At 64.1% G+C, this 23,151-nt stretch carries 22 protein-coding genes; 5 read left to right on the top strand and 17 right to left on the bottom strand.

All coding sequences use genetic code 11. From position 1 onward, the window contains the following. Nucleotides 1-8: 8 nt before the first annotated feature. From HHL24_RS18830 to flgB, 4 genes are all read right to left on the bottom strand, one after another. Nucleotides 9-1,544, bottom strand: coding sequence for a flagellar hook protein FlgE (locus tag HHL24_RS18830; RefSeq protein ID WP_169486938.1), 1,536 nt, complete (start codon nt 1,542-1,544; stop codon nt 9-11). A 49-nt stretch (nt 1,545-1,593) separates the two neighbouring features. Further along, entirely contained in the window at nt 1,594-2,262 is a 669-nt protein-coding gene (locus tag HHL24_RS18835; RefSeq protein ID WP_230417510.1) for a flagellar hook assembly protein FlgD, read from the bottom strand. Between the two features lie 67 nt (nt 2,263-2,329). Then, nucleotides 2,330-2,755 carry a flagellar basal body rod protein FlgC gene (flgC, locus tag HHL24_RS18840; RefSeq protein ID WP_169486940.1) on the bottom strand — a complete coding sequence of 142 codons (426 nt, stop codon included), beginning with the start codon at nt 2,753-2,755 and terminating at the stop codon, nt 2,330-2,332. A 299-nt stretch (nt 2,756-3,054) separates the two neighbouring features. Next, complete coding sequence (gene flgB / locus HHL24_RS18845; RefSeq protein WP_169486941.1) at nt 3,055-3,549, bottom strand: flagellar basal body rod protein FlgB; 495 nt, start codon at nt 3,547-3,549, stop codon at nt 3,055-3,057. Between the two features lie 217 nt (nt 3,550-3,766). Between flgB and flgA the strand changes: the two genes are divergently transcribed. The 5 genes from flgA to HHL24_RS18870 all read left to right on the top strand — a co-directional run bounded on the left by flgA (nt 3,767) and on the right by HHL24_RS18870 (nt 7,263). Next, nucleotides 3,767-5,206: a flagellar basal body P-ring formation chaperone FlgA gene (gene flgA, locus HHL24_RS18850; RefSeq protein ID WP_169486942.1), complete on the top strand. Its 1,440-nt coding sequence runs from the start codon at nt 3,767-3,769 to the stop codon at nt 5,204-5,206. A gap of 213 nt (nt 5,207-5,419) precedes the next feature. Next, nucleotides 5,420-5,773 carry a flagellar biosynthesis anti-sigma factor FlgM gene (flgM, locus tag HHL24_RS18855; RefSeq protein WP_169486943.1) on the top strand — a complete coding sequence of 118 codons (354 nt, stop codon included), beginning with the start codon at nt 5,420-5,422 and terminating at the stop codon, nt 5,771-5,773. 94 nt (nt 5,774-5,867) lie between these two features. Then, nucleotides 5,868-6,314, top strand: coding sequence for a flagella synthesis protein FlgN (locus tag HHL24_RS18860; protein ID WP_169486944.1), 447 nt, complete (start codon nt 5,868-5,870; stop codon nt 6,312-6,314). A gap of 359 nt (nt 6,315-6,673) precedes the next feature. Continuing rightward, nucleotides 6,674-6,856, top strand: a complete 183-nt coding sequence (locus HHL24_RS18865) for a type II toxin-antitoxin system HicA family toxin (RefSeq protein WP_169486945.1) — start codon at nt 6,674-6,676, stop codon at nt 6,854-6,856. Continuing rightward, nucleotides 6,853-7,263 (top strand): type II toxin-antitoxin system HicB family antitoxin, encoded by a 411-nt coding sequence (locus HHL24_RS18870; RefSeq protein WP_169486946.1) that lies wholly within the window; start codon nt 6,853-6,855, stop codon nt 7,261-7,263. The genes HHL24_RS18865 and HHL24_RS18870 overlap by 4 nt, the downstream gene beginning before the upstream one ends. A 51-nt stretch (nt 7,264-7,314) precedes the next feature. Here the strand turns inward: HHL24_RS18870 and HHL24_RS18875 are convergent, their stop codons facing one another. From HHL24_RS18875 to HHL24_RS18935, 13 genes are all read right to left on the bottom strand, one after another. Next, entirely contained in the window at nt 7,315-8,049 is a 735-nt protein-coding gene (locus HHL24_RS18875) for an RNA polymerase sigma factor FliA (protein WP_063497637.1), read from the bottom strand. A 28-nt stretch (nt 8,050-8,077) separates the two neighbouring features. Continuing rightward, nucleotides 8,078-8,947, bottom strand: a complete 870-nt coding sequence (locus tag HHL24_RS18880) for a nucleotide-binding protein (RefSeq protein ID WP_169486947.1) — start codon at nt 8,945-8,947, stop codon at nt 8,078-8,080. Continuing rightward, nucleotides 8,940-10,916, bottom strand: a complete 1,977-nt coding sequence (gene flhF, locus HHL24_RS18885; RefSeq protein ID WP_169486948.1) for a flagellar biosynthesis protein FlhF — start codon at nt 10,914-10,916, stop codon at nt 8,940-8,942. Before flhF ends, HHL24_RS18880 begins: the two co-directional genes overlap by 8 nt. Before the next feature lie 350 nt (nt 10,917-11,266). Next, nucleotides 11,267-13,369, bottom strand: a complete 2,103-nt coding sequence (flhA, locus tag HHL24_RS18890; RefSeq protein ID WP_169486949.1) for a flagellar biosynthesis protein FlhA — start codon at nt 13,367-13,369, stop codon at nt 11,267-11,269. Further along, complete coding sequence (gene flhB / locus HHL24_RS18895) at nt 13,366-14,589, bottom strand: flagellar biosynthesis protein FlhB (protein ID WP_169486950.1); 1,224 nt, start codon at nt 14,587-14,589, stop codon at nt 13,366-13,368. Before flhB ends, flhA begins: the two co-directional genes overlap by 4 nt. Nucleotides 14,590-14,914: 325 nt before the next feature. Next, nucleotides 14,915-16,213 carry a DUF3443 domain-containing protein gene (locus HHL24_RS18900; RefSeq protein ID WP_169486951.1) on the bottom strand — a complete coding sequence of 433 codons (1,299 nt, stop codon included), beginning with the start codon at nt 16,211-16,213 and terminating at the stop codon, nt 14,915-14,917. Nucleotides 16,214-16,228: 15 nt separating this feature from the next. Then, nucleotides 16,229-16,774 carry a DUF2844 domain-containing protein gene (locus HHL24_RS18905; RefSeq protein WP_169486952.1) on the bottom strand — a complete coding sequence of 182 codons (546 nt, stop codon included), beginning with the start codon at nt 16,772-16,774 and terminating at the stop codon, nt 16,229-16,231. Nucleotides 16,775-17,059: 285 nt separating this feature from the next. Continuing rightward, nucleotides 17,060-17,770 (bottom strand): protein phosphatase CheZ, encoded by a 711-nt coding sequence (gene cheZ / locus HHL24_RS18910; protein WP_169486953.1) that lies wholly within the window; start codon nt 17,768-17,770, stop codon nt 17,060-17,062. Nucleotide 17,771: 1 nt separating this feature from the next. After that, nucleotides 17,772-18,167, bottom strand: a complete 396-nt coding sequence (cheY, locus tag HHL24_RS18915; protein ID WP_007179968.1) for a chemotaxis response regulator CheY — start codon at nt 18,165-18,167, stop codon at nt 17,772-17,774. Between the two features lie 64 nt (nt 18,168-18,231). After that, entirely contained in the window at nt 18,232-19,320 is a 1,089-nt protein-coding gene (locus HHL24_RS18920; RefSeq protein ID WP_169487014.1) for a protein-glutamate methylesterase/protein-glutamine glutaminase, read from the bottom strand. Nucleotides 19,321-19,325: 5 nt separating this feature from the next. Next, nucleotides 19,326-20,096 (bottom strand): chemoreceptor glutamine deamidase CheD, encoded by a 771-nt coding sequence (gene cheD, locus HHL24_RS18925; RefSeq protein ID WP_169486954.1) that lies wholly within the window; start codon nt 20,094-20,096, stop codon nt 19,326-19,328. After that, complete coding sequence (locus HHL24_RS18930) at nt 20,093-21,061, bottom strand: CheR family methyltransferase (RefSeq protein ID WP_169486955.1); 969 nt, start codon at nt 21,059-21,061, stop codon at nt 20,093-20,095. Before HHL24_RS18930 ends, cheD begins: the two co-directional genes overlap by 4 nt. A gap of 204 nt (nt 21,062-21,265) precedes the next feature. After that, on the bottom strand, nt 21,266-23,143 hold the full coding sequence (locus HHL24_RS18935) for a methyl-accepting chemotaxis protein (protein ID WP_169486956.1): 1,878 nt from the start codon (nt 23,141-23,143) through the stop codon (nt 21,266-21,268). Nucleotides 23,144-23,151: the final 8 nt, after the last annotated feature.

Here is a 23,151-nt window from a genome sequence, read left to right on the forward strand (position 1 = left end):
CCGGTCGCTTACAGGTTGATCAGGGTCTGGTCGACGGTCTGCTGGGTCTTGATCGTCTGCGCGTTCGCTTGATAGTTGCGCTGCGCGGTGATCAGGTTCACCAGTTCGCTCGTCAGGTCGACGTTCGAGTTTTCCAGCGCGCCGCCTTGCAGCACACCGTGGTTGGTCGAGCCCGGCGCCGAAATCTGCGCGACGCCCGATTGGGAGGTTTGCTGGAACTCGTTGTTGCCGAGGTCCACGAGACCGTTCTGGTTCGAGAAGTTCGCGAGCACGATCTGGCCGAGCGCAGCAGTTTGCTGGTTCGAGTAGTTGCCGGTCAGCGTGCCGTCGGCGCCGATCGTGAAGCTCGTCAGCGTGCCGGCTGCGTAGCCGTCGGGTTGCAGCGAGTTCACGCCGTCCTTGCCGCCGTACTGCGTCGTGCCGCCAATGTTCAGCGTGAGGTTCTGCGGCGTCGACGAACCGTCGGTGGTCGGAATGCCGAAGTTGAACACGAACGGCGTGGCGGTGGCGACGAACGTGGCGGGCGTGGTGGCAGGGACGGCAGGCTGGGTCGTGCCGAGCAACGTGCCCGACGAATTGAAGTTCGCCTGGCCGACCAGGTTCGCCGTGCCGGTGGACGTTCCCGCATACACGTTCCACGTACCGGCCGAGGTCTTGGCAAAGTACATGTTGACGGTCTGCGAGCCGCCGAGCGAATCGTAGACCGTCGTGCTGGTCGAGTAGTTGTACGTCGACGAGCTGTTCTGGTTGAACGCGATGGCGGTCGGCCTGACGGTGTAGCTGTCAGTGCCGGCGGCGGCCGGCACGCCGTTGAAGGTAATGCTCTGGCCGTTGCCGAGCGTAATTGCCGTACCGGCGGTGTACGTGCCGCTGGTCGACGTACCGAGCGTGTTGTCGGTGACCGTGTACGTGGTCGCGGTGGGGAACGCGACAGTGTAGTTGTCGTTGTTCGTACCCGAAGCCGTATTCGTGATGGTCGCGCCGGTGGTGGAGAGCGTGCCCGTGCTGCTGACGGTCGCCACGGTCGGCGTGCCGAGCATCAACGGGTCCTGCGCGTTCAGGTTCAAACCGGCGGCGATGGTGGTGGTGGCTTGCGGCGCGATATTCGCGGTCGGCACGCTGATCGGCACGGTCTGCGCGGTGTTGATGACCCCCGAGCTGTTAGCGGCGTAGCCCATCAGTTGCAGGCCTTGCGCGTTGGTGACGTAGCCGTTCTTGTCGAGCTGGAACACGCCGTTGCGCGAGTACACCAGCGAGCCGTTGTTCGACATCTGGAAGAAGCCGTTGCCGTTGATCGCGACGTCGAGCGCCTGATTGGTGCTGGTGATCGTGCCCTGCGAGAACTGCTGCTGCACTTCGGACAGTTGGGTGCCGATGCCGACCTGGTTGTTCACCGCGGTCGCAACGGAATTGGCATACATGTCCGCGAACTGCGCCGCGCCGCTCTTGAAGCCGGTCGTATTCGCGTTAGCGATGTTGTTGCCGATCACGTCGAGATCGCTCGACGCTGCCGACAAACCACTCAAACCTTGCTGGTAACCCATGACGGTCTCCGTATCTGGAAAGTCGTAACTGACTGAATCTGGATCTGAATCAGAGGATGGCGGCGACGCCGGTCAGCCCCACGGTCGTGCCGTTCGACAGCACGAGGCCCGGCGTACCGTTGCTCTGCGAGACGACGCTTTGCACCGTCGCGCCCGTGAGCGTCGTGGCCGTAGCCTGCTGGCCGTTGATCGTGCCGACCGCGCTGATCGTGTAGGTGCCGTCGGGCAGCGTATTGCCGGCCGTGTCGGTCGGCGTCCAGCCCACCGGAATCGTGCCGGCCGACTGCTGGCCGAGGTCGATCGTGTTGACGATCGTGCCCGCCGAGTTCTTCACGACCACCTGCAGATCGCCCACCGAGTTGGCGAGCTGCACGCCGAACGAGCTGGCCTTGCCGCTCGCGACCTGCACCGAGCTGCCCGGCGCGAGCACGGTCGAGCCGATCAGCAGCGCGGCTTGCGACTGCTGGCCTGCCGACATCTGCGTGGCGAGCGAGCTGAGCGTCGTATTCAGCTGGCTGATGCCCGACACCGTGTTGATCTGCGCCAGCTGCGAGGTCATCTGCGAGCTGTCCATCGGATTGGTCGGATCCTGGTTCTTCAACTGCGCGACGAGCAGTTGCAGGAATGTGTTCTGCAGATCGGTCGCCGAGGTGCCCGTCGTGCTGCCAGTCGAACTGGTGGAACTGCTTGCGCTCGAGGCACTGTTCGTGCCGTTCATCGTATCGAGCAGCGTTTGCGACACGGTCGGGCCGTTGTTGCCGATGGTGGTGGTCAAGAAATTCTCCTCAGGTTCCGATCGTGAGCGTTTTCAGCATCAGTGCCTTGGCGGTGTTCAGGGTTTCGACGTTGGCCTGGTACGAGCGTGAGGCCGAGATCATGTTGACCATTTCCTGCACCGGGTCGACGTTGGGCAGCGTGACGTAACCGTCCGAATTGGCCGCCGGGTTGCCGGGGTCGTAGGCGGTCTTCATCGGCGTCGGGTCGTCCACCACGCCGGTGACCTGCACGCCGCCGATCTGCTGGCCGGAGCCCGTGCGCGCGCCGCCGATCGGGCTGACCGCGAACACGACCTGCTTGGCCTTGTACGGCTGGCCGTCCGGGCCGGTCGTGCTGTCCGCGTTGGCGAGATTCGACGCCGTCACGTTGAGCCGCTGCGACTGCGCTGACATCGCGGAGCCTGCAACACCAAAAATGTTCATTAAAGATGGCATGTTTCCTCACCTCTTCTGTGTCGATCGGAGTTAGTGCTTTAGCGCTTACTCCGATCCCATGCACCGCTGTCGATAGGAGTTAGCGCTTTAGCGCTTACTCCTATCCCATGCAACGCGGTCGATCGGAGTTAGTGCTTCAGCGCTTACTCCGATCCCATGCACCGCTGTCGATAGGAGTTAGCGCTTCAGCACTTACTCTGGTCCCGTGCACCGCAGTTGCACGGTTCGACCCGGCTTCAAGTTAAATCCCGTAGCGATTGTTCCTGCGTACTGCTGTATCTTTTTGCGGTGCCTGTTATTTACGAGCCCGACGTGATCGCCGAAAGCATCGTCTTGATCTGGTTCGACAGCACCGTCATGCCCGATTCGAAGTGCAACGAGTTGTCCGCGAACTGCACCCGCTCCGTGTCGATGTCGACCGTGTTGCCGTCGAGCGCCGGTTGCGCCGGAATGCGGTACTGCAGATTGCCGTAGTCGTCAGGCGTGCCGCCAGTCGGCGTCAGCGTCGCGTTGCCGGACATGTGGCCCGGCGCGGTCGACACCATCGACATGCCGCTCGTCACCCCTGCGGGCTGCGTCATCGCGAGCGTCGAGTTGTTCGAGGCGCCCGTGCCCGTACCACCGTCGGCCTTCTTCAGCGCGCCGGCCAGCGACGAAGCGAAGTCGACATCGCGCGCCTTGTACCCGGGGGTATCGGCGTTAGCGATATTCGACGACAACAGCTCCTGCCGGTAAGCGCGCACATCAAGCGCCTGACGGCCAAAGGCGAATTCGGCATCGAGTTTGTCCAGCATAGAAATCTCCGGAGAACGTTCCCGAGGCTTCCCGTGCTTGCCTCGCATGAGACCTGCGTCGGCCGGGAAGACCTTTTTGCATGAAGTGCATCTTATGGGCCGAACGCAAGTGGCAATCGGACGAATAACCGGGAAAGGGGGCTTCTATTCAACGTTTGCGCAATGGGGGCGCTCACTAGAATGCAAGGCGTACCGATGCATTCGATGGAGAAACACGATGGACCAGCCCACCTTCGATCTGACGCACCGCGCAAGCTGCGTGGCGGCGCATCGCGTGGGTGCGGGCGCGGTCCGGCGTGCTTCGCGCGGGGCATCCCGTCTCCTGACTCGCCTCGTCGTGAACCTGGCGGTATGGGTCGCCGGTGGCATCGTGCTGCTGCCGGCCAATACTCAGGCTCAGCAGGCTCAGGACGCCGGTGGCCCCATCGTGATTCCTGGCCCGGGCGAAAAGAATCCTGCCGCCCTCGCCGATCTGGCCGCGCAGATGCAGGCAATGCCCGCGAAACGCACGGGGTCCGCGGCGACGCTCGCCGCCGCTACCGCGCAGTCGTTGACGCCGGGTCCGGTCGCGCGCGACGCCGATCCATTCACGCGAGCCGCCAACGCGAGCGGCTCGATCGTCATTCCGGGCGCGGGCGAGCCGCCTGCCGCGCCGCAGATGATCCGTACCAGTTTCAGGCCCGACGCGAACGGGGTCGTGACGATTCCCGCGCCCGGGAACACCAATGCGGCGGCTACAGCAGCGGCGAACGCGCCCAGCAGGGGTATCGAAAGCGCGCTCAATAACGCGCCGACCAGCGCGTCGTCCGCCACCTTCGACAGCCTCGCGTCGCGGGGCGAGCCGCCTCAGTTGGGCGCGAACGGCAAACCCGTCGTGACCCCCGCAGTCGCAGCGAAGCCGGCGCCGACACCCGCACCGATGCCGACACCGCCCGCCACCATCGCCCGCACGCCGTCGATGCGCCAGGTGGCGCCGGCTGTCGCGCAACAGGATCTGCGTCCCGCAGTCGTGGCGCAGCCCGCGCCGCTCGCCGGCCAGCAAGACGCCGAGGCGATTCGCGGTGCCGCACTCGCCTTCTTGCAGCAGCAATCGGCAGGCTTGCCCGGCAAGGTTGAAATTATCGTCGCGCCGGCGTTTCCACGCGGGCTCGCGGCCTGCACGACGCTCGAGCCCTTCATGCCCAGCGGCGCGCGCCTGTGGGGTCGCATGACCGTCGGCGTGCGCTGCGCCGGCGAACGGCCGTGGACCCTCTACCTGCAAGCGCGCATTTCACTGCGCGCCACCTACTATCTCGCCGCCCGCGCGATGGCGCCGGGCGAAGTGCTCACTGCCGCCGACCTCGTCGCGCGCGACGGCGACCTGACCGGTTTGCCCCAGGCGATCGTCACGGACCCCTCGCAGGCAGTCGGCTCGGTGTCGCTCGTGCGCATCGCCGGCGGCATGCCGCTGCGCCGCGACATGCTGAAAAGCGCGTCGGCGGTGTCGATCGGGCAAACGGTGCGGGTCGTCGCAGCCGGCGAAGGTTTCGCGATTTCGGCCGAAGGCAGCGCGATGAACAACGCGTCGCCGGGCCAGCAGGTACGGGTGAAGACGGCCAACGGCCAGATCATCTCCGGCATCGTCAAGGACGGCTCGACGGTGGAGATTCAGTTGTGAAGCGGCGCGGCAGCATGCGCGTCGGTGTGGATTCAGACGCGACGGCCGGTGTAGCGGGTGCAGCGGGTGTAGCGGGTGCAGCGGGTGCAGCGGGTATTGAACCCCTCGTGGGGCCGGATCGCCTTGAAAGACAAGGCAAAACCTGGAGCGATTGCGCTAAAGTTTTGATCATGGGTTGCCGTTATCAGGATCAAATCGTTCAGGAAGCCAATCGTGAAAGTCGATTCCACAACCAATTCGAATCTGCCGACGTTGACAGACGCCGCGTCCCGCTCGCAGCAAGGCGACGCGACGACCGCGAACAGCAACGCGCAGAGTGCGGGCACGACCTCGCAGACCACCTCCAGCAGTGCGGGCGACGCCAGCGTCAGCCTGTCGGGTCTGTCGCAGCATCTGCGCAGCCTCGCGGCGTCCGGTTCGGCCGATATCGACACGGCCCATGTCGAGTCGATCAAAACGGCCATCAAGAACGGCTCGTTGACGATCGATTCGAGCAAGATCGCCGACGGCGTGCTGAATACCGCGCGCGACCTGTTGCAAAGCAAAACCTCGTCGACCGGCAACTAATCGACGCATCGAAGTACGGTGAATTGCCGGGCGGCATTCGACAAACCCGGCTCGCGAATCATGCGCGAGCCGTCGTGTTCAGCGAGTTGTTGAGATGAAAGACGCCCTGCTTGCCACCCTCATCGAAGAATATTCGGCCGTCGAGGCGTTCGCCTCGATTCTGACGCTCGAGACCAAGGCACTGACCGCCTTGTCGCCGCTGGAGCTGCTGCCGCCGATCGTCGAGAAGAAAACCGAACTGATCGGCACGCTCGCCAGGCTCGAAGCCCAGCGCGACGCACTGCTCGCGGAAATGGGCTTTCCGGCCGGCTGGCCCGGCATGGAACTCGCGGCCAGCGCGGATACGCGGCTCGCCGAGCAATGGGCGCTGCTGCAAAAAGCCGCCGAGCGGGCGCGGCGCTTCAATACGAGCAACGGTGAACTGATTCGCGTGCGGATGGACTACAACCAGCGCGCGCTGACGGCGCTGCAGGTAGCCGTGCCGCAGAAGGTCGGTTTCTACGGACCGGATGGGCGGATTCCGACGCGTCCGGCAGTTTGAAGATTTCACTCGCGCGGCGCGTTTCGCGCGCTGACGCAGTTGAATAGATCGCTTTGAACAAGAAAAAATAAAGCCCCACGCTCCGAAAACGTGGGTTGGTCAGCAGTCTGGGGCTCGTCTTCGACGAGCCCTTTTTGTTTTTCCCTCCCGCACCGCACAGGCGCCTAAGCCCTCCTCCAACGCGCGTTGGCCATCCGGCCAGGTAGCGCGGAATCCTCCGTCACGTTGAAATCACGGGTTCCCCCACTAAGGTTCTCCGCCGTCACGTGCAGCTTTTCGACGCTGCCTCAGACGAGTCAGGCGGAGCGTTATCCACTAGCGAGGTTGTGTAATCGTGTGTATGATCCGAGGAGTGCAATATGAACAGTGCCGAGATCGTCAAAGTGATTCAAGCGGATGGCTGGCGGCTGATCCGAATATCGGGCAGCCACCATCATTTTCGGCACGCGGTAAAAGCCGGTCTCGTGACCATCCCGCATCCGAAGAAAGATCTTCCGCCCGGCACACTGAACAGCATCTTGAAACAGGCAGGCCTGAAATGAAGAACCTGATTTTCCCGATCGCGATCGAGCCTGGTGACACGCACCATGCGTTCGGCGTGGTCGTCCCCGACATTCCGGGTTGTCATTCGGCGGGAGATTCGCTGGAAGAAGCCTACGCGAACGCGAAAGAAGCGATCGAGGCGCATCTGGATACACTGCTCGACGAAGGGTTACCGATTCCCGAGCGGCTGACGCTGGATGAGCATCGGCGTAATCCGGACTACGCGGGTTTTACTTGGGGTTTTGTCACCACACGGAATATTCCGGCGCTGAAAAAAGCGGTGCGCATCAATATCTCGCTGCCCGAAGCGCTGGTTCACGATATTGACGCGTATGCCCAGGCGCGCGGCATGTCGCGCTCAGCGTTTCTCGCGCTGGCCGCGGAGCATGAGATGGCGGACGCGTAAGAGAAGGCGGACGTTTTCGCGCACCGCCGGTCAAACATCAATCGATCAAACTCAAGTCGCCTCGGCGTTCGCCCAAGCCATCTCGCGCAGGCGCGTGCGCAAACGCGCCACGGCCTGGCTGTGCAACTGGCACACCCGCGATTCACTGACTTCCATTACCGCGCCAATTTCGCGCAGGTTCATGCCGCGCTCGTAGTACAGCGACATCAGCAGCTTCTCGCGCTCCGGCAGGCGGTCGATCGCCTCGATCAACGCCGAGCGCAGGCTGTCGTCCAGCAGCGCCGACAGCGGGTCCGAATGATCGACGCAGTAACGGTCAAGAAACGGTTCGTCGTCAGCGGAACGGTCGAAGTCTTCGTAATAGATCAGTTGGCTGCCGTGCAGGTCCTGGAGCATCGACTGGTACTCGTCGAGCGGCATTTGCAGATGTTCGGCGATCTCCGTTTCGCTCGCCGAGCGGCCCAGATTCTGTTCAACCTTGTGCACGGCGGATTCGACTTCGCGCGACGTGCGCCGCAAGCTGCGCGGCAACCAGTCGTTGCTGCGCAATTCGTCAAGCATCGCGCCGCGAATCCGCTGACTGGCATAGGTCTCGAACTGCGCGCCCTGGTCTTCCTTGTAGCGGCTCGCCGCGTCCAGCAGTCCGATCATGCCGGCCTGGATCAGGTCGTCGAGATCGACGCTCGCCGGCATCTTGGCAACGAGCTGCAAGCCGAGGCGACGCACCAGGGGCGCGTACTTCGTCAAAACATCGGCTTGGGAAATCTTTCCCTGAGCGTTATACATCGTGCTCCCCTTGTCCTCGTGACGCCTCTTAGGCGTGCTGCGCGGACGGTTGGTCGGCGTGTTGCGCCGCTGTAACTGTCGCAGGCGCCATCCAGGGCGCTTGCGACGACATCGCTGGCCGCATCGGCCAGTACTGCAATTCGGCGGCAAGATGCCGGAAGTCGCGCGCAGCCGGTGTCGACGGGAAGGCATCGACGACACACCGCGACAACTCCAGGGCGCGCGCCATCCGCGCATCGGCGGCAATGCAACCGGCGTCTTCCAGCGCCACCGTCAGGTAGCGACCTGCCACGCCGGCCAGGTTGGCAAAGGCGGTGCGCGCGTCTTCGACGCTCTGTACGTGATTCACCAGCACGCGAAACTGCGCGGTGGCGTGTGCGTAGTGCAAACGCTTCATGCATGCATACGCGTCGGTGATCGCCTGCGCGGCCACCCGCGTGACGATCATCAGGTCGTGCGCCTGCATCGCGAGGGGCGACAGGTGGCCGTGCTGGTCGAGTTGCGCGTCGATCAGCACGATGTCGGCGGAGCCGCGCAACACCACGCCGAGCTCAGCGGGCGCGTGACCTTCGCGGTTGTTGCTTGAGGCGGCCAGCACGGAGAAGCCAAGCGCGTGGCGCGCGGCGGCGTCGTCGAGCGTCATCTCGCCGCGCATCACCGCCGCAAAATTGCCCGCGCCGCGCATACCGCCGAGCATCGCGCTCACCGATTTCCCGCCGAGACACTCGTCGATCACCAGCACGTCCTTGCCCTGCTGCGCGAGCGCCGCGGCGAGGTTCACCACTGTCGTCGTAGCGCCGACGCCGGCCGATCCGCCGGTCACGGCAATCACGCGCGAGCCGCTTCTCGCCAACAAGCGCCGCAATCCTTCGGCCTGATCCGAGAAGAATTTATCCAAAGCGGACCTCGTGCAGTTCAGCCGTCGACCGTGCGGACAGCGCGGACAGCAACGCCGGAATGTCGTCGTCGTGCGGCACGAACGGAGAGTTGTCGCGCGGAATGCAGAACGCGCTCTTGATCAGGAATTTCTTCGTTCCGACGTACAGGTTTTCCGGCACCTTCTGACCGGTCGACACGTAGTGCACCGGCAGCTTGTAGCGAATCACCGTATCGAGCACGCCGCCCAGATTGGTGGCTTCGTCGAGCTTGGTCAGGATGCAGCCGGCGAGCGGCTGTTGATCCGGTGCGCGTTGATAGGCCTGCACCACTTCGTTCAGCGTATCGCCGTGGCTCGTCGCGTTGAGCAGCAAGAGACGCTGCACCGGCTGGCCGGCGCGGCACAGCATCGCGATCTGGTCGGAGACGAGGCGGTCGCGCTGGCTCATGCCGATCGTGTCGATCAACACGATGTGCTTGTTGCGCAGTTCGGAGAGCGCGAGCTGCAAATCGGCGCCGTCTTTCACCGCGTGAACCGACACGCCGAGAATCTTGCCGAAGATGCGCAGTTGTTCGTGGCCGCCGATCCGGTAGCTGTCGGTGGTGAGGAGCGCCACCTTGCTGGCGCCGAAGCGCATCACGCAGCGCGCGGCGAGCTTGGCGGTGGTCGTGGTCTTGCCCACGCCCGTCGGGCCCATCAGCGCGAACACGCCGCCGCGCTCCATCAACGCGTCTTCGTCTTCCATCACCGGCAGGTTCGATTCGAGCACCGAACGCACCCACTCCATGCCGCCTTCCATGTTGTCGACGTCGTCGGGCAGGTTGTCGACCATCATCTGCACGAGTTGCGCGGAGAAACCGGCGGCGAACAGGTGCTTGGTGAGCGCGGCGCGCGCCGGGCTGCGGCGCTGGCGATCGCCCCACAACAGGCCGGCGAAGTGTTCTTCCATCATTCCACGCATCGACGACAATTCGCTCATCACGGTGTCGTTGACGACCTGCTCCATGCGCGCCTTGATCGCTTCGGCGACCGAAGCAGGGGTGCGGGCGTCGTCGCCGGTGGGCAGCGGCGGTGCAACTTTCTGAGCGGCGCGGCGCGCAGCGAGTTGCGCGGCTTCGCGGGCCCACTCGGGCGTATCGGTGTGCGGCACGGCCGGTTGGGCGGCGGCCTGTTGCGAGGTCTGCGAGGCCGCTTGTGCGGCGGGTTCGACTGTGGCGCCGAGGCCCTTGGCCATTGCGGCGGCCGGTGTCATCGCGGCGGGGCGCGCGCTGTACGCGCCTTGCTGCTGCTGGTCGGCCGCGATGCGGCGCGCGTGATCGATCAGCCAGGGATTCGATTCGGCCATCGTGCGCGACACATCAGCCGCAGGCGCGGCGGACGCTGCCGGCACACCGGCGGCTTTGAGCAGATCCGCACGGATGTCTTCGGTGAGACGCGTCGCCGCAGCACGAGCGCTGGGTTGCTCGATGCTGATTGCTTGGGACAGCGACGCTGCGGCGGGTGCGGCGGGTGCGGCCAGCGTTGCTTTAGGCGCGTTCGGCAGCGCGGCCTTCGGCGCTGCGGGGACTGCGGGCTTCGCGGCTGAGCCTGAAGCCGCACTACCGGCGTTCGCGGCGTTCGCGGCGTTCGCGACGTTCGGCGTCATGTTCTCGGCGCCCGCTTCCGGGCTTGCGCCGAACACGGACGAGAACACGTCGGGCATGCCACTCGCATACGGATTCGCTTGCATCGTCGGTTTAGCACGCGGTGCGGCGAGCGCGGGCTGCTGTGCGGCCATTGCATTCATCGGCGCGGCCAACGCTGCGCCTGCGCTGCCGCGCGGCGCCTTCGGCGTGATGGCGGCGAGGTCGCTGTCGGCCAGCGCGACGATCTCGACGCTGCCGTCGTCCATCGTGCGATTGGACAAAACGACGGCATCCGGGCCCAAGGCTTCGCGCACAAGACGCAGAGCATCGCGACTGGTAGCGCCGACAAATTTACGAATGTTCAAGCTGGACCCCCGATGTGCTAAACGGACTTACGGACTAACGGACCGGCAACATACCGCTTCCCATTGAGATCATTATTGCGAAACCCGTCGAGTGACGATCGATGGATAAAGACCGTTAAAGGTGGGCAATTCGGGCGATGGAAACGCACTTCGATTCACACGCACGACGGTTTGAAACAGGCGCCTCGTTGGCGTCCGACGGCGCTTTCGCGGACGCAGCATGATCTCCGCCACCTGCTTGCGACACGAAAAGTCAGGCGCCGAAATGAAAACCGGCGCTCGAGGAGCGCCGGCGGAAACCATCGGTCTGGAACAACTGCGGCTAACTGTCAGGTATAACCGCGCTGGGTTTAGCCATGCGTTCCGATCAGATTCACCACTTTGATATTGCGCGTATCCGGCACTTCCGCGTACGACAGCACCTTCAACTGCGGCAGGCTGCGGCGCAGGAACCGCGCAAGCATGGGCCGTAACGCATGCTGCACCAGCAGCACCGGCGCGAGCCCAAGGTTCTGCTGACGCGTCATCGCCTTCTGCGTTTCGTTCAGCAGCGTATGCGCGAGGCCCGGTTCGAGGCCCGGGTTGGTGCCTGTAGAAAGCGCCTGCGACAACACCCGCTCCAGATTTGGATCGAGGCCCATCACCTGCATATCGCCCACGCCCGGGAACCACTGCTGCGTAATCGCGCGGCCCAGCGCGAGCCGCACAGCGGCGGTGAGATCGTGCGCGTCGGTGACCTTCGGCGCGTGTTCGGACAGCGCTTCGAGAATCGTGCGCATGTCGCGGATCGGTACACCTTCTTCCAGCAGGTTTTGCAGCACCTTTTGCAGGGTGGTGAGCGACAGCGACTTCGGCACCAGATCCTCGACCAGCGACGGCGTGTCCTTCTGCATCCGCTCCACCAGCGCCTGCACTTCGCGGCGGCCGAGCAGTTCGGACGCATGCGTGACCACCAGGTGATTCAGGTGCGTCGCCACCACCGTGCTCGAATCGACCACCGTGTAGCCGTACACCTGCGCCTGTTCGCGCAGATTCGTATCGATCCAGATGGCCGGCAAGCCGAACGCCGGATCTTGGGTCGGTGTGCCCGGCAGCGCGGCGGACACCTGCCCCGGATTGATCGCCAGCCACTGCCCCGGATACGCTTCGCCGACGCCCACTTCGACGCCCTTCAGCGCGATCCGGTAACCGTTCGGCCGTAATTCGAGGTTGTCGCGGATATGGATCACCGGCGGCAGGAAACCGATCTCCTGCGCGAACTTCTTGCGGATGCTCTTGATCCGTTTGAGCAGCTCGCCGTCCGAGTTATTGTCGACGAGCGGAATCAGCCGGTAGCCGACTTCGAGACCGAGCATGTCGATCATCGTTACGTCGTCCCAGCTGGCTTCGGTGTTTTCCACCGGGGCCATCGCGGCCGGTGCGACGTCGACCAGCGTCGCGCTGGTCTTGCGGTCCTCGCTGCGCTTTTTCATCGTACGGCCGAGTTGAATCAGACCGCCGCCGAGCAGCAGAAACGCGAAGTGCGGCATGCCCGGAATCATGCCCATCAGCACGAGAATGCAGCCGGTGATCACCAGCACGCGCGGGTTCGTGAAGAGCTGGCCGGTCAGCTGCGTGCCGATGTCTTCGTTGGTCGCGACGCGCGAGACGATCACACCGGCCGCCGTCGAAATCACCAGCGACGGGATCTGTGCGACGAGGCCGTCACCGATCGTCAGCAGCGTGTAGGTCTTGCCCGCGGACGCGAAGTCCATGCCGTGCTGTACCATCCCGACGATCAGCCCGCCGACGATGTTGATCACCATGATCAGCAAGCCGGCGATCGCATCGCCGCGCACGAACTTGCTGGCACCGTCCATCGAACCGTAGAACTCGGCTTCCTGCGAGACTTCCAGACGGCGCTTGCGAGCCTGATCTTCGTTGATGAGGCCGGCGTTCAGATCGGCGTCGATCGCCATCTGCTTGCCGGGCATCGCATCGAGCGTGAAGCGCGCGGACACTTCCGCGATCCGCCCCGCACCCTTGGTGATCACCATGAAGTTGATGACCATCAAAATGACAAAGACGACGATACCGACCGCGAAGTTGCCGCCCACGAGGAAGTGGCCGAACGACTCGATCACCTGGCCCGCTGCGTCCGGGCCGGTATGGCCTTCGAGCAACACGACGCGCGTGGACGCGACGTTCAGCGACAGGCGCAGCAAGGTCGAAAACAGCAGCACGCTTGGGAAAGCGGCGAAGTCGAGCGGTTTCATCGTGTACATGCTGACGAGCAGCACCATCACGGAAAGCGCGATATTGAAGGTGAACAGCAGATCCAGCAGAAACGGCGGCAACGGCAGAATCATCATGCCGAGGATCATGCAGATCAGCACCGGCCCGGCGAGGGCGCGCAAATTGGTGCCGCTCAAGGCATCCGGCCGTCGGGACAGGAATCCGGCGCGAGCGTTCATGCGGAGGCTCCTGAAGCGTCGTCGTTATCTGGCGTATTGGCAGAGTTAAGCGTGTCGGCGGCTTCCTGCTCGGCTTCATCGTCCGGCACGCCGCCCTTGTCGAGCTCCGCCGGCACGTCGAACTCGGTCGGTGCGACCGGCGCGACACCGCCTTCGGTGTTGAAACGCCGCAACTGATACACCCACGCGAGCACTTCGGCGACCGCACCGTAGAGGGGGCCGGGAATCTCGCGGTTCAGTTCGACGTTGTGATACAGCGCACGCGCGAGCGGCGGCGCTTCCAGCAGCGGCACGTTGTTTTCGGCGGCGATTTCGCGGATCCGCGCGGCCACCAGGTTCACGCCCTTGGCGACCACCTTTGGCGCGCGCATCTCGCCGTCGGTGTATTGCAGCGCGACGGCGAAGTGCGTCGGGTTGGTCACCACCACGTCGGCCTTCGGCACCTGGGTCATCATGCGGCGGCGGGCAATGGCGCGCTGTTGCTGGCGAATCCGGCCTTTGACGTGCGGATCGCCTTCGCTTTCGCGGTGTTCGCGCTTCACTTCTTCCTTCGTCATGCGCAGTTTCTTGTGGAACTGCCAGAGTTGATACGGGACATCGAGCGCGGCCACGACGAACATGCCCGCCACCGTCATGCCGCAGCACACCGCGATCAGATGCACGGTGTTGGCGAGCGCCAGTTGCAACGGCTGGGTCGCCAGCGCGAGAATTTCCTCGCGGCGATTCCAGATCGCCGAGCCGCCAATGCCGCCCACCACGAGCGTCTTCGCGAGCGACATGCCGAGCTGGATCGGCCCGTTGATCGAGAACATCTTGCCGAGCCCTTCGATCGGATTGAGCCGGTTGAACTTGGGTTCAAGGCCTTTCGAAGACAACTGCCAGCCGCCCAGCGCCATTGGCGCGAGCAGGGCGGCGGCGCCGGTGAAGGCGAGAACCGGCAGCAGCGCGTACAGGCCTTCGCGGCTCGCAGCGCCCGCGCCGATCATCATGCGGCGGGTTTCGAACACCGTGGCGTGATCGAACGTGAAGGACGCCCGCAGCATGTCCTGCAAACGCTGGCCGATACTGCTGGACATACCCCATACGCCGAAGAATCCCGCTGCCAGCAGCGCAAACGTCGACAGCTCCCGCGAACGCACGATCTGCCCTTCCTCGCGCGCCTTTTGCAGGCGCCGGGGAGTGGCTGATTCGGTTTTTTCGAGGTCGCTATCCTCTGCCACAAACGCTCTCCAGTCGGCCGAGGCACGGCGCCTCTTTCCAGTGAGAGCGATTATTCCCGCTCGACGCAAGCGATGATCGGCGGATAAGGGCGGAGAAAGGGGGGTATTTCGAGGGATGGAACAGCCGGCAAGCGGCGCGGTGCGGCTTGCTGGCCGGGCCGCTGCGGTTCACGTCCGCGTGATGGGGCGTGGGCTACGGGCGGCTAACTGGGGACCAGTTAGCCAAGCGTGGTTTGCTACGGATGCCAGTTAGGCTACGGTCGACCGGACACCCACGCGTCTTCACGCAGGTGCCCGACAGGTTCTTACGTTTTCGCCATACGGTTCAAAAGCCGACGTAAGGCGCCTGACCGGTGGTCAACGTCTGATCGAAGCCGTAATACACGTAACGGCCATAAAAGAACGGCAAACCGAGATCGAAGCTGCTGTTGCCGCTGATCTGTCCGGCCAGATCGTTGAACGCATAGTTGCTGCTGTTGCCGAATAGCGTGCTCGCGCTCAGGATGCCGATGCTGACGCTGGCTTTCGTGCTATTCACGCCGGCCAGGGTGATCGACCGGGTTTGCGCGGCCGACGGGCAATAGAACCCGGCGTAATTACTGGGGCACAGCGCGAGCGAGTTGTCGGCGAAGAAGTACGCGTTCGAACCCGAATCGAAGAACGCCTGCACCGTCGTGCCGTTGTACACGCTGTTGTTCATGTCGCCGTAGGCGTCAGTGGCGAAGGTCTGCGCGGCCGCCAGCGGATTGTTCGACTGCGTGCGGATCCCGAACACCAGCGTGCCGGTGGCCGACGGTGCACCGGTGTTCGACACCGGCTGCATCTGCACGATCACGCCGTTATTGTCGACCGGGAAATTGGCGACCGGATTAGCGACCTGCTGATTGAGCGGCACCGCGGTACGGGCGCACGAGGTGCCCCCCGGACAGGCAAAATAATTGCTGTAGGTGGCGGCAGTCGACGCGTTCGCGCAGGTTGCGCCGCAATCGGTGGGCGCCGTGCCGATGCCGAGAATGCCGTTGGCGCCGAGATCGGTGACCGTGTTTTCCGCCGAGCCGCTGCCGCAGCCTTTCGCCGGCACCGTACTCGCGGCTAAATCGCCGATGATCTGCAACGGAATACCCCCGGTCGTCGTCTCCCCGCCGATCGCCACCGTCGCGGTGCGCACCGTGCCCCACGTGTAACCATCGGCGAAGGCCGCGCACTCGGCGATTTGCGCGCCGCTGGCCACGGTACTGACCGGCAACGCCTGCAGCAACGAAGTTTTCAGCACCGAGCTAACCACACGCAGCCCGAACGACCCGGTATCGACCTGGATGTTGTTAATGGTCTGACAATTGGATGTAGAACCCGGCGCGCATACAGTCACGCTAACCGTCGGAATATTGATGACGCCGTTCACACCCTGTCCGACCGTGATCGGCACGGTGTTGGCCGCGGTCGCGGCGATCGGTTGCTGGGTCGGGCTGGCCGGCAGCGAGCCGCCGTTCAGCGTGGTCGACGAATTATTACTGGAACTGGAGCCGCCGCCACCGCCGCATGCGGCCACCACCGCCACCAACGCCACGGCCACGACGGCCTGCATCCAGCCCTTGAGCTTCATAGCACTTTGCATGGTTCGCATCGTTCGTCCCCGCCCTTACTGGATGTCGGAACCGCTGACGCCGGCGGGCAACGCCGGCGGCAGCCAGGCCTGACCGTTGAACGCGCCCATGTGGCCGCCAGAGCGGACCACGAGGCTGCTCTGATCGACCGCAACGGGTCCACGAGCGCCTCCGCGCGCCGCGCGCACGGCTTTTACGCCGGCGACGTACTGCGGGAAATAGCTGCCGAGCAGATCGTTGAGATCCGGCATTTGCGGACCGCGCCACGCAATGCCGAAGACCGAGCCGTCCGCAGCGAGGTATTCGCGCACCACCGTGCCGTTGCCGAGCGTAGTTTCACGCACGGTGTAGGACGCGGTAGCTGAGCTGGAAGAGGCAGCGCTGGATGCGGAACGCATCACGCTTTGAGCCGCCGTTGCCGAACTGGTGCCGGGCTGCACGGTGCGGGAAGAGACCGACGCATCCGTAGGGGGCGTCATCGGGGCGCCGCCAAGTGCCGCATGGGCGGACTGCAGGGCTGACAGCGAACAGGGTAATGCTAGCGCCATAACGAACCCGGCGCGACGTACAAGACTCCACATGACAAGGCTCCTCCCGAGCTGCTGCGGCTCGGCTCGCACCTCGTGCGAACCGGCAGCATGTATGCAGATCATACGGCACCGCTGCGGTCGCACTCTGAAAGCATGCCTTACCGCGCTACCGACCGGTGACTATTTCTCACAGAAAGCCGTGCCGCTGCTTGAGCTCGTAGTATGCCTGTGGTTTGTGTCGGCAGACAGCAAGCGCACGCGGGAGCGTGGCCTGCCACCCATATCGATCCGGCGATCCGGCGATCCGGCCCCGCGCCCTTGCGGGCGGGCGGCTGGTCAGAAGCCGAGACTCGCCAGCAGATCGTCGACCTGCGACTGGTCCTGCATCACGTCCGTCTTGCCTTCCGGATTGATCTGCGGACCATTCAGCAGATGTTCGGGGCTGCCGGTGGACGACGGCTCGGCCGCCAGTGCCGCCGCATTCGCCGCGAACTGCTCGCGCCGCTCGAGCGCGATGTTCTCGACCAGCACGCCGAGCAACTGCTGCTCGATCAGGTACACGACATCCGTGATCTTCTTGATCACCTGGCCGGTCAGATCCTGGAAGTCCTGCGCCAGCATGATCTCCATCAGCTGCGCGTTGGTCGCGCTCGTTGCTTCCGGCACGCCGCGCAGAAAGGTCCGCGTGTCGTTCATCAACGCCCGCACTTCTTCGCGCTCGATCGGCGCTGCGTACCATTGCTCCCAGCGCGCGTCGAGTTCACCCGCGTCCTGCTGCAATTGCGTCTGGATCGGCTTGGCGACGTCGATCGCGGACAGCACGCGCTCGGCGGCCTGCTCGGTCATGTCCGCGATGTACTTCAGACGGTCGCGAGCATCGGGCACGGCTTCCGCCGCACGCTCGACATGCTTGTCGAGCCCGAGCTCACGCATCGAGTCGCGCAGCGTGCGCGTCAGTTGTCCGATACGGGCGAGGATGCGGTCGGACGCGAAGTCACCGCTCTCGCTCACCGCTTCGGCGCCTTGCGCGTTGGTCGGCAAATTCACATCAGCTCCCGGCTTTCGCCATCTTCTCGAGAATCTTGTTGAGCTTCTCGTCGAGCGTCGCGGCCGTGAACGGCTTGACGACATAACCGCTCGCGCCGGCTTGTGCCGCCGCGATGATGTTTTCCTTCTTCGACTCGGCCGTCACCATCAGCACCGGCAGATGCGTCAGGTTGGCGTCGGCGCGGATTTCCTTGAGCATGGCCAGACCGTCGAGGTTCGGCATGTTCCAGTCGGAGATCACGAAGTCATACGTACCGCCGCGCAAGCGCGCGAGGCCGGCCTGACCGTCTTCCGCTTCGTCGACGTTCGAGTAGCCGAGCTCTTTGAGCAGGTTGCGAACGATCCGACGCATCGTCGGAAAGTCGTCAACCACCAGAATCTTCATTCCCTTATCCATTTCATTCCCTTTGCTTGATCCATGATGCGGCGCATGACCGCCAGTTAAATTCACCCGGCGCGCATCATACCCGCTGTACGCGGTCCCCCATTGACGACAGACGCGCCATCACGCGACGGCTCATCTCCGGCAGCGACACAATTTCGTCCGCGGCGCCGAGCGCAATGGCTTCGCGCGGCATGCCGAACACGATACAGCTCGCTTCGTCCTGCGCGAGGGTGTACGCCCCCGCTTTTTTCATCTCCAGCAGTCCGGCGGCCCCGTCGCGCCCCATTCCGGTCAGAATCACACCGACCGCATTCTTGCCCGCGTGCTGCGCGGCCGAACGGAACAGCACGTCGACCGACGGCCGATGCCGGTTGACCGGCGGCTCGTCCGACAGATGGGCAATATAGTTCGCGCCGCTGCGGGCCAGCAACAGGTGAGCGTGGCCAGGCGCGATATACGCATGCCCCGGCAGCACGCGTTCGCCGTGCTCTGCCTCTTTAACGGTAATCCGGCACAAACCATTAAGGCGTTGCGCAAAAGATTTTGTGAAACCCGGCGGCATATGCTGCGCGATCAGCACGGCGGGCGCATCTGGCGGCAGCGGCACCAGCACTTCGCGGATCGCTTCGGTGCCGCCCGTCGATGCGCCGACGATGATCAGCTTCTCGGTACTGAGTAGCGGATTGTTGAAGAGCGGCGCGGCGGCGGCAGGCGCATGCGCGGCATGCGTGGCCGCGTGCTGCACCGGCGCGGCCTGGCGCACCCGTGCGCGAGCCGCAGCGCGAATCTTGTCGGCGAGCTTTTCCGAGTAGTCGAGCATGCCGTCGCGAATGCCGACCTTCGGCTTGGTGACGAAGTCGACCGCACCCAGCTCCAGCGCGCGCAGCGTGATTTCATTGCCGCGCTCGGTCAGCGACGACACCATCACAACCGGCATCGGCCGCAGACGCATCAGCTTCTCGAGGAAGTCGAGACCGTCCATGCGCGGCATTTCGACGTCGAGCGTCAGCACGTCCGGATTGTGCTGCTTGATGAGATCGCGCGCGACCAGCGGGTCGGGTGCAGTCGCCACGACGATCATGTCCGGCTGGCCGTTGATGATTTCCGTCATCAGGCTGCGGATCAGCGCCGAATCGTCGACGCACAGTACTTTGATCTTTTGCACAGCGCTCACGCCTCCTCTGTAGTTCTGGCGTTGTTTGAATTAATCGGGCGCGGGCTTGCGCCGAACAGTTCGATGCGCGGCTTCGATGTGCCCGCGCCCGCACTGCCGCCTGCCGCACCGAACAGTTCGACCTTCGGCCGCGTGGCAGCCGGCGTCGAGAACAATTCGACCCGTTTGCGCGCCGCCGCGAGCCGCTCGGCACGCGCTTCAGCACTTTGCCGCACCAGCGCCTGTTCGCGCTCAGCCACGCCCGCTTCCTGCTGCAGACGCAACTTCTTCACCATCACCTGGCCGGTGCGCGGCATGAAGGCGACCTTGCGTGGATGATTTCCCTGCAAATCCTCGGCGACGATGCGGATCTTTTCGAGCGCCAGATAGCGGCGCACAAATTCCGAATTGCGATCGCCGATGTTCATCGTCGTCATGCCGGCCAGCACCGCGCCGCCGCCGAACACCTTGGCTTCGAAGCGCTCGCGCCGGCCGCCGGCCTTGATCAATTCGTTGATCAGCACTTCCATCGCATACGCGCCATAGCGCATCGAATCCGACGCGGGCTGACCGGCGTCCGCGCCGTCGTCGGGCAGCATGAAATGATTCATGCCACCGATGCCGGCCGTGCGATCCTGGATGCAGGCCGCAACACACGAACCGAGCACGGTGACGAGCACCATGTCTTCCTGGGTCGTGTAAAACTCGTTCGGCAACAGCTTCACGCCGGGGCGCTGGAAGTGGTTGTCGAAATACAGGTTGGTGGCGATCGGCAGGCTGCTGCTCATACGGTCACCCCGCTGGTCGTAGCGTTGCCGGCATGGCTCGTGGCGCGTGCCGGCGTGCGTGCGGCGGCGCCTGCGTCACGCGTCAGCTCATAGACGGTCTGGCCGCGCAGCTTGAACGCCTGCGTCACATAGGTGAAGTTTTCCGAGTGGCCGGCAAACAGCAAGCCACCCGATTTCATCAGCGGCTCGAAGCGCGCGAGTACCTGCGCCTGCGTCGGCTTGTCGAAGTAGATCATCACGTTGCGGCAGAAGATCGCGTCGAACTGCGAGCGCAACTGGTAATCGCGATCGGTCAGATTCAGTTGTTCGAAGCGCACCATCGCGCGCACTTCCGGGCGCACCTTGACCATGCCGGCGTGCGCGCCAGTGCCTTTCAGGAAGAAGCGCTTGAGCCGCTCGGGCGACAAATGCTTCACCTGGTCGAACTGATACATCCCGGCTTCGGCTTTCGCCAGCACTTGCGTGTCGATGTCGGTGGCGAGCACGGTGGCCTGACGCGCGCCGCTATCGCCGAGCGCTTCGATCAGCGTCATCGCGATCGAATACGGCTCCTCACCGGTCGAGGCCGCCGAGCACCACACCGAAACCGGCTGCGCGCGGCGCGGTACGAACTCGGCGAGGATCGGAAAATGATGGGCTTCGCGGAAGAACGCGGTCAGGTTGGTGGTCAGCGCATTGGTGAACGCTTCCCACTCGGCCGGATCGTTTTCCGCTTCGAGCAGATCGAGGTACTGTTTGAAGGTCTCGAGGCCACGGGCACGCAGCCGGCGCGCCAGCCGGCTGTACGCCATGTCGCGCTTGTGATCCGACAGCGAAATGCCCGCGCTGCGATGAATCAGGTCGCGAATGCGAGCGAAATCCGCCGACGTGAATTCGAAATCCCGTCCTTGCTCGCCGGATCTAACCGGTTCCGCCCGCTCGGGACCTGCCGGTTGCGGACGTTGCTGTGCGCGCGTTGCCATCATGAGAGTTCCTGCCTGCAATACGAGCCATTCCGCTTTCCGCCGCAGGAGTGTCCGTTGGCGGAAGGAATTGTGTTCGCGGGGTCGCGCCCGCCCGCGAGTTTTGCCAACACGCAGTCGGCCCGCGACACGCTTTGTAAGCGTGCTTCGATGATTCGCCCCTCATGGAGCGAGATGCCGAATGACCGCATGTCTTTGTGCCACTTCCTAGAACGTTTCCCAGTCCGCGTCCGATCCTGCCGTCTTGGCGCCTACTGGGGCCGGACGTGCTGCGGATTCGGATGCGGCGCGAGCCGTCTTCGGTTTGAGAGCCGGTTCGACACGTATGGTGTCGGCCCCCTGGGTGGCCGAAGCCGATGCTGCATGTGTTGCCGTGCTGGCCGCCTTGCCTGCTGCCGGGTGCGCTGCGGTGTGCGCGGGTGCTTGCGGCGCTGCCTTTGCCGACTTCACTTGCTGGCTGCCGCTCTTGCTGCCGTTCCAGCGTGCCGCAGCTTGCGGACGGGCCGCCGTCACACTGCTGCGCGCCTCACCGCCGGCCACCTTCCAGCCGTTCACCACCGCTTGCAATTGACGCGTCTGCTCTTCGAGCGACGCCGCTGCAGCCGCCGCCTGTTCGACCAGCGCGGCGTTCTGCTGCGTCACCTCGTCCATCTGCACGACCGCGCGATTCACCTGTTCGATGCCGCCCGACTGCTCTTCGGAAGCCGCGCTGATTTCGCCCATGATGTCGGTCACACGGCGCACCGCCTGCACGATCTCGTCCATCGTGGTGCCCGCCCGGCCCACCAGCGCCGAACCGCTTTGCACCTTGTCGACCGAGTCGCCGATCAGTTCCTTGATTTCCTTCGCGGCGCTGGCGCTGCGCTGCGCGAGGCTGCGCACTTCGCCTGCGACCACCGCGAAACCGCGGCCCTGTTCGCCTGCCCGCGCGGCTTCGACCGCCGCGTTCAGCGCGAGAATATTGGTCTGGAATGCAATGCCTTCGATCACGCCGATGATGTCAACGACCTTGTTCGAACTGGTCGCGATGCCCTGCATCGTCGTGACGACCTGGCTCACCACATCGCCACCGCGCGTCGCGATATCGGACGCATTGACAGCCAACTGGCTCGCCTGGCGCGCGTTCTCGGCGTTCTGGCGCACAGTGCCGGTCAGTTGCTCCATGCTCGAAGCCGTTTCCTGCAGCGACGCGGCCTGCTGCTCGGTGCGTTGCGACAGATCGGTGTTGCCCATCGCGATTTCGCGCGCGCCGGTGTCGATCGATTCAGTGCTGCTGTGAACCGCCTTTACCATCGTCGACATACTGTCCTGCATCCGCTTGATGCCGGCGAAGAGGCGGCCGATTTCATTACGGCTGAATACTTCGATGGTCTCGGACAGATCACCCGAGGCGATCCGTTCGAAACACGCGGTCGCATCGTTCAGCGGCTGCACGATCAGGCCACGCAGCGCGAAGCGGATGCCCACCACCATTAGCAGCGCAATTGCGGTGACGCCAATGATCAGCGTCGTCATCAGCGAGATGTCCGATTGCGCGCTTGCCTGCTGGTCCACGGCACTTTGCTGCAATGCCTTGATCACTGCCGACGCTGCGCCGTCGTAGGCGATGAACATCGGGCTGATCTTCGTATCGGCGATCGCGTGATAAGCGGCCATGTCGTTCGCGTTCAGCGCTGCGAACACCGGATCGACGCCGTCGCGCATCACGCTCGTGCGCTTGGCGAGGACATCGTCGAGGAGCGCCTGATCGATGCCTTTCTTCGGCGCATCGAGATAGATCTGCCAGCTCTGATTGCCTTTGCTCAGCAGTTCCTGCGCACGGTCGATCGCTTTCTTCGCTTCGTCCGCGTTACCCGCGGCCGACAGCGTGTTGAAGCGGTCCACCGCGAGACGTGAACGCAACAGGTAAGACGACGCATCGTCGAGCGCGTGAATGGCGACCAGATCGCCGCGCGCGATACGGTCGAGCGACTGGCTCGCGCCGTTCAGCGCAGTTAGACCAAGCGCGCCGACCACGACGGTCAGCGCAACCAGAATGATCCCCACCATCGTCAGCGATGTGCGAATCGACCACCTGCTCAGCATCTCGTGCT

This window comes from Paraburkholderia polaris (genome assembly GCF_012927345.1).
GTDB classification, from domain to species: domain Bacteria; phylum Pseudomonadota; class Gammaproteobacteria; order Burkholderiales; family Burkholderiaceae; genus Paraburkholderia; species Paraburkholderia polaris.

Coding starts and splice junctions, on each gene's coding strand:
- HHL24_RS18865 (WP_169486945.1), top strand. CDS start 6,674: ATGAACAGTGCCGAGATCGTCAAAGTGATTCAAGCGGATGGCTGGCGG.
- HHL24_RS18875 (WP_063497637.1), bottom strand. CDS start 8,049: ATGTATAACGCTCAGGGAAAGATTTCCCAAGCCGATGTTTTGACGAAG.
- HHL24_RS18900 (WP_169486951.1), bottom strand. CDS start 16,213: ATGCGAACCATGCAAAGTGCTATGAAGCTCAAGGGCTGGATGCAGGCC.
- flhA (WP_169486949.1), bottom strand. CDS start 13,369: ATGAACGCTCGCGCCGGATTCCTGTCCCGACGGCCGGATGCCTTGAGC.
- HHL24_RS18835 (WP_230417510.1), bottom strand. CDS start 2,262: ATGAACGGCACGAACAGTGCCTCGAGCGCAAGCAGTTCCACCAGTTCG.
- cheY (WP_007179968.1), bottom strand. CDS start 18,167: ATGGATAAGGGAATGAAGATTCTGGTGGTTGACGACTTTCCGACGATG.
- HHL24_RS18830 (WP_169486938.1), bottom strand. CDS start 1,544: ATGGGTTACCAGCAAGGTTTGAGTGGTTTGTCGGCAGCGTCGAGCGAT.
- HHL24_RS18860 (WP_169486944.1), top strand. CDS start 5,868: ATGAAAGACGCCCTGCTTGCCACCCTCATCGAAGAATATTCGGCCGTC.
- HHL24_RS18905 (WP_169486952.1), bottom strand. CDS start 16,774: ATGTGGAGTCTTGTACGTCGCGCCGGGTTCGTTATGGCGCTAGCATTA.
- flgA (WP_169486942.1), top strand. CDS start 3,767: ATGGACCAGCCCACCTTCGATCTGACGCACCGCGCAAGCTGCGTGGCG.
- HHL24_RS18930 (WP_169486955.1), bottom strand. CDS start 21,061: ATGATGGCAACGCGCGCACAGCAACGTCCGCAACCGGCAGGTCCCGAG.
- HHL24_RS18870 (WP_169486946.1), top strand. CDS start 6,853: ATGAAGAACCTGATTTTCCCGATCGCGATCGAGCCTGGTGACACGCAC.
- flgC (WP_169486940.1), bottom strand. CDS start 2,755: ATGCCATCTTTAATGAACATTTTTGGTGTTGCAGGCTCCGCGATGTCA.
- cheD (WP_169486954.1), bottom strand. CDS start 20,096: ATGAGCAGCAGCCTGCCGATCGCCACCAACCTGTATTTCGACAACCAC.
- HHL24_RS18935 (WP_169486956.1), bottom strand. CDS start 23,143: ATGCTGAGCAGGTGGTCGATTCGCACATCGCTGACGATGGTGGGGATC.
- flgB (WP_169486941.1), bottom strand. CDS start 3,549: ATGCTGGACAAACTCGATGCCGAATTCGCCTTTGGCCGTCAGGCGCTT.